This window comes from Psychrobacter sp. A3, assembly GCF_028823565.1.
Lineage (GTDB): Bacteria > Pseudomonadota > Gammaproteobacteria > Pseudomonadales > Moraxellaceae > Psychrobacter > Psychrobacter celer.
Map to the genome: position 1 here is coordinate 1 of NZ_JAPEHS010000118.1, position 5,863 is coordinate 5,863.

A 5,863-nucleotide genomic window follows, 5' to 3' on the forward strand; every position below is an offset into this window, starting at 1 on the left:
TGCCATGTTCATTCATTAGTATGGCGGCAATGCTGCGAGCGCCTGCTGAGCGCTTTGAGTCGTTAAATATTTGGCGTATTAAGGCTTTGGTTTTACAGTGTCAAGGCTGATGGGCTTGGGCTTTAGTCCATAGTAGTAGCTGCTTTTTATCACGCCAAACAGCTTGCACAGAAGGCTTTTATTGATCTGTTTGTCTTGCTCTGCAAGCTTGCTTATTAGCGATAGCCTTTCAAGCTGTCCAAGGCCAGCAGAACAGAAGCCTCTTTTAAGATGTCGCGCTCCATAGTCAGCCGTTTAACCTGTTTACGCAGTTCTTGGAGCTCGCGCTGTTCATCCGTTAAAGCTTTGCCGACTTTAGGCGCTTCGCCATTTATTTCTTGGCGATACAATGGCGGCTTTAAATCAAGCAATAGCAGATAGAAACCATCCCAAAGATGTGATTCATCATAGTGATCGAGGGGTTCAGTACTTATCCATTCGCTATACTTCTAGGATGACGGACTCTGGCGTGATTACCTCTGTTGGTACCACAGGCAACTCTTATGACAACGCATTGGCTGAAACGGTCAATGGGCTTTATAAAACCGAGGTGATTGAATATTTAAAACAGCAATGGCAAGGTGTGAGCGATGTTGAACTGGCAACCCTTAAGTGGGTTGATTGGTTTAACAAAACCCGTTTGCATAGCACGATTGGATATGTGTCGCCTTTTGAGTTTGAAAGACGATACTATGATAGTCTTAGTGAGTCAGACAAAGTGGCCTGACTCAAGCAATCCACTCTCCGATATAGTCGGGGCGGTGCATTCGTTTATGTACCCTGTTTTGGATATTGATCCATGTAAATGATGAGATTAAGCCATTAAATAAAGTAGCCCAACTTGAATAAAAAGCCTCTGACAAACCTCACAGGGTTGAAGTGCTGCCTTTCATTCAAAATTTCAGGCAGCACCCTCATACATTTAAGCGTCGGTATGACCTGGCAGTTTACTAGCCAACACATCTACTTTTTCAATAGACGGTGGCTCTGAAAATAGCTCATCGGCCTGATCCATCAAAGCAGCTGCAACCTTGCCAGATAAATGTGCTTGGCGACCCGCCTCATCAGGAAATGCATCAAAAATACCAAATGTTGTAGGTCCAAGACGTAGGCCAAACCACGCAACTGTCGCAGGTTCTTCCATTACAATAGGTAAACCGCCTTTAAGGAAAGCTTCCACTTCGTCTTCTTTACCCGGTTTAGCTTCAAGACGGACATATAAAGCTGTTTTAAGCATGACTAAAACTCCACAATTGATTAGAATGAAAACTGATTCTGACATTGCTAATGTATGCATGTCAGACAGTTTTGTTGTATAAAAGTTAAAAAAAACTTCTCATAGCTGAGCCAAAATCTGGGTTTTTATTTCGACATAATGCTATTGTTGCAGAATTGCACCACATTCCACATTGTCTTCTAACGCTTTTTCAATTGCTTGCGTCTGACCTTTGATCTTTCTGACGCGTAGAAGAATCTTTTTTTGTCTTCAACCTGATTAGGCATCAGACCTCCTTACTTGCTAGCATTAATACTACAGTACCCATAGTATAAAAAAGCAATATTTTTTATAAACCTTAAAAATTTAGGTAGCGTTTCAAATGCAGTGATAAAATTATCCCATTGATTACTTGAAATTCGGGTATAGTGAATACCTAACTGTTTCAACTAACTACAAACCTGTTGCACTTGTGTTTTGAATCTACTTTCTATATTTGAAGTGTCAACAAACTCTATACAAAATCTGAGAAATATATGAGTGTAGAAGCCACATCTATCAACCTTCTATCCCCTGTCATACTGCTCACAGCGGCAGTGATTTCAGTCCCCTTAATCAAGCGCCTAGGATTAAGCTCGGTATTGGGATATTTAATTGCAGGATTGATTATTGGTCCATTTGGACTAGCGTTTTTCTACGATTCTGCGTCTATTCTGCATGTTGCTGAGCTTGGTATTGTGATGTATCTGTTTGTGATTGGACTAGAAATGCGTCCATCGTATTTATGGAGTTTAAGAAAAGAAATTTTTGGATTAGGCACATTACAGATTAGTGCCTGTTCATTGGGGTTAATGGCGGTAGGCTTGGCCTATGGCTATTCTTGGCAGGTGAGTTTTGTATGTGCTGCAGGCTTTGTACTCACCTCGACTGCAATTGTGATGCAACTTTTGGGAGATCGTGGAGACATTGCTCAACCACGAGGACAAAAAATTGTCTCGATCCTCCTGTTTGAAGATTTATTGATTGTTCCTTTATTGGCAATTGTCGCTTTTATCGCACCGAATCATGTTGTTGAAAGTACTTCTGCGCGTTTGCAGAGCATTGGGATTGGTTTAATATCAATTGCAGGTTTAATCGCTGCAGGCTATTGGTTGCTTAACCCTTTATTTCGCTTATTAGCCGCAGCCAAAGCCCGTGAAGTCATGACTGCAGCAGCACTCTTAGTGGTACTCGGCGCATCATTACTGATGCAAGTCAGTGGCTTATCGATGGCAATGGGGGCATTCCTTGCAGGGGTATTACTCTCCGAATCCACTTTTCGCCATGAGATTGAAGCAGATATTGAACCATTTCGTGGCATATTGCTCGGATTATTTTTTCTAGGCGTAGGCATGTCATTAGACCTTAACGTCATAAAAAATAACTGGGCGTTAATTTTAAGTGCTGTACTTGTGCTGATGTTTGTCAAAGCATCCATCATTTATCTGACTGCACGCCTGGCCGAAAGTTCACACTCTGAAGCACTCGATCGCGCATTACTAATGGCTCAAGGGGGGGAGTTTGCTTTTGTACTCTTTGCTGCCGCCTTGAGTGCTCAAATCATTAGTGCTGAGGAAAGCTCAAACCTGACTGCAATTGTAATCTTGTCGATGATTTTGACCCCCATCATAGGCATTCTGTTTGAACGTTTTATCCAAACTAAAGAACAAACTTCTTTAGAAAATGTCCGTATTGCTGAAGGACTTTCTGGAAAAGTACTGATGATTGGTTTCGGTCGTTTTGGACAAGTCTCCAGTCAATTATTGCTTGCTCGAGGCATTGATGTATCCATCATTGATAATGATATCGACATGATTCAAAACGCTGAAAGATTTGGATTTAAAATTTATTATGGCGATGGTTCTCGTTTAGATATTTTACATGCCTCTGGAGCAGATACGGCTGAAGCCATTGTTGTTTGCGTAGACGACAAAGAAACGACGAATAAGATCGTAGAGTTGGTGCAAAATGAATTTCCTATGGCCAAGTTACTGGTTCGCTCTTATGACCGTGAGCATGCGCTGCATTTGGCAAAACAAAATGTGGATTACATGATACGCGAAACCTTCGAGTCGGCAATGCTATTTGGCGGTGCAATTTTAGAAGAGCTGGGTGTTGACCAGAGTAATATTGAAGACATTAGCCAAGAAATCCGAGAACTAGACAAAGAACGTTTTGGAACTGAAACTGCAGCAGATGATGTCTATGCTGGTATCGGCTTGCAATATACAGGACCGCGTCCGACTGCACCTTTAATTAAACCAAAGCACACAGGGCAAATTCTGAATGAAGATGGCTCTCAGCAATAATTTCACGTATTAAACCCAAATAAAAAAGAGGTCTGTGTAGATCTCTTTTTTGGTAAGTATCTGCTGAACCCCACTTCTTTAGTGAGCGGATGATATTTATTATTCATTATTTAGGAATTATTAAATCCTATAAATATCATTTATTGGATTAATTTACTTTGGTATTGTGCATATCATCCCCCAGTTAAGAATAAGGAACAACTATGAATAAGATGATGAATGCGCTTATCCTAGAAAATTTTGGTGATCATGAATTTAAACGTGTAGAACTCCCTATACCTCAACCAGAGGCTGGGCAAGTTCTAGTACGTATTCATGCCAGTGGTGTAAACCCTATTGATTATAAAATTCGTCTTGGTGAAGCACCATATGCTATGCCAGAGCTTCCTGCCGTGTTGGGAACGGATATGGCTGGGGTTGTAACTGCTGTTGGCGAAGGTGTCACCCACTTCAACGTCGGAGATGAAGTTTACGGTCTGATTGGTGGCGTTCGTGGTCTTCAAGGATCTTTAGCAGAATATGTTGTAGCAGATGCTGATCTGATCGCATTAAAGCCACGGAATATCTCTATGCGCGAGGCAGCAGTACTACCATTGACGTTCCTCACCGCTTGGGAGGGTTTGGTGGATAATGCGAAGGTCCAACCAGGGCAAACTGTACTTGTTCAAGGTGGTGCTGGTGGCGTTGGTTATATGGCGGTTCAGCTTGCAAAAGCACTTGATGCAAATGTTTGGGCGACTGCTCGTACAGCTGATCAATCACTGATTTCAGAACTCGGTGCAACACCTCTCGATTACACAACAGCATCTTCCGATGACATTATTGCTGCAAGCCCTGAGGGTCAAGGTTTTAACATTGTTTATGACACTGTGGGTGGTCCAGTACTCGAAGCGTCACTTTCCATGACGACTCACTATGGCCACATCACCAGCTGTGCTGCATTTGGCAATCATAATTTAGCGAATTCATCTCTACGGTGTGCCACAGTGTCTGGTGTATTCGTCCTAATGCCGACGTTAACAGGCAATCGCCGTTCTCATCATGGTGATATCCTTAAGACCGCGACTCGTCTCGTTGAGGAAGGTAAACTGCATGCTATTGTTGATCCTCGTCATTTTACTCTAGACCAAGCGATTGAGGCTCATGATGCTGTTCAAGATCGCTCTGCCAATATTAAGGTAGTTATCGATGTCATCTAACGCACTTCAGGCCAAGACTTGGCGCTTCAATTGTATTGGAGATACAGATGTTCTGACATTAGAAACACTTCCTGTTGCTTTACCAGCAGCAGGAGAAGTTCTAATACAGATGAAAACGATCGGACTCAACCGGGCCGATGTAATGTTTCGGCGTGGTACTTATATTCAAAAGGCAGTATTCCCATCTCGTCTAGGATATGAGGGAGCAGGCATAGTTCTGGCGGTAGGTGAAGGTGTACGCCAATTTTCTCCAGGAGATGCAGTATCGATTCTTCCGACTGACAATCTAGCCAAATATGGGACATATGCGGACAAGCTTCTGATTCCAGAAACTTTTTTAGTTCACAAACCCGATAGTTTAAGCTGGGAAGAAGCTTCTTCAATCTGGATGCAGTATTTGACGGCTTGGGGTGGTGTCATCCATGCTGGTGGATTATCAAAAGGAAAAACAATCTTGATCACAGCAGCTTCAAGTAGCGTAGGACTAGCTGCGATACAGATAGCTGAAGCAGCGGGTGCTAAGGTCATTGCAAGTACACAGACGATAGAGAAAAAGCAACGTTTACTGGATCTCGGTGTTAAAGATGTTATAGCCAGTGAAGATGAACCCGATTTGTATGAGGCGCTTGTTTTACGTTTGGGTGGAGAACATCTTGATGTCGCCTTTGATGCTGTAGGAGGGCCACATATTGAACAGATTGCAAAAGCGATGTCTGTGGCAGGAACTATGGTTATGCATGGTGCACTTAGCCCAGAGGACACACCATTTCCCCTTAAAATTGCATTACGCAAGAGCTTAACCATGCGAGGTTTTTTGTTCCTTGAGGTTCTCCATGACCCTGTTCTAAGGGAGCAAGCCAGACGATTTATTCTGAGCAGTATAGGTGCAGGATATCTTCGTCCAGTGATCGACCGTTGCTTTAACTTTGAGGACATGCATGACGCTCAGCGCTATCTTGAATCAAATCAGCAAATAGGAAAAATTGTAGTTACTCTAGGGCGTGTTGACCATTCGCAAATAGGCACTGCTGATTGCTAAAATTGTTCCAGACAAGGCTCAA

General features: G+C 42.7%; 5 protein-coding genes and 2 pseudogenes. 4 read left to right on the plus strand and 3 right to left on the minus strand.

What is annotated here, in order from left to right; genetic code table 11:
• Nucleotides 1-215: 215 nt before the first annotated feature.
• Entirely contained in the window at nucleotides 216-389 is a 174-nt protein-coding gene (locus NK638_RS11635; protein WP_274633140.1) for a hypothetical protein, read from the minus strand.
• Nucleotides 390-394: 5 nt separating this feature from the next.
• On the opposite strand from NK638_RS11635, the pseudogene NK638_RS11640 reads away from it, so the two are divergent.
• Nucleotides 395-766: pseudogene (locus tag NK638_RS11640) on the plus strand (integrase core domain-containing protein); the annotation flags it as partial.
• Between the two features lie 195 nt (nucleotides 767-961).
• Here the strand turns inward: NK638_RS11640 and NK638_RS11645 are convergent.
• Together NK638_RS11645 and NK638_RS11650 are read right to left on the minus strand one after the other, a co-directional pair.
• Nucleotides 962-1,276, minus strand: coding sequence for a putative quinol monooxygenase (locus NK638_RS11645; protein ID WP_058024906.1), 315 nt, complete (start codon nucleotides 1,274-1,276; stop codon nucleotides 962-964).
• Nucleotides 1,277-1,420: 144 nt separating this feature from the next.
• Nucleotides 1,421-1,542: pseudogene (locus tag NK638_RS11650) on the minus strand (metal-sensing transcriptional repressor); the annotation flags it as partial.
• 249 nt (nucleotides 1,543-1,791) lie between these two features.
• Between NK638_RS11650 and NK638_RS11660 the strand changes: the two are divergent.
• From NK638_RS11660 to NK638_RS11670, 3 genes are all read left to right on the plus strand, one after another.
• Nucleotides 1,792-3,603 (plus strand): monovalent cation:proton antiporter-2 (CPA2) family protein, encoded by a 1,812-nt coding sequence (locus tag NK638_RS11660; protein ID WP_274633137.1) that lies wholly within the window; start codon nucleotides 1,792-1,794, stop codon nucleotides 3,601-3,603.
• Nucleotides 3,604-3,806: 203 nt separating this feature from the next.
• Nucleotides 3,807-4,802: a zinc-dependent alcohol dehydrogenase family protein gene (locus tag NK638_RS11665; RefSeq protein WP_274633138.1), complete on the plus strand. Its 996-nt coding sequence runs from the start codon at nucleotides 3,807-3,809 to the stop codon at nucleotides 4,800-4,802.
• Entirely contained in the window at nucleotides 4,792-5,841 is a 1,050-nt protein-coding gene (locus tag NK638_RS11670; RefSeq protein ID WP_274633139.1) for a zinc-dependent alcohol dehydrogenase family protein, read from the plus strand. Before NK638_RS11665 ends, NK638_RS11670 begins: the two co-directional genes overlap by 11 nt.
• The last annotated feature ends 22 nt before the right edge of the window (nucleotides 5,842-5,863 follow it).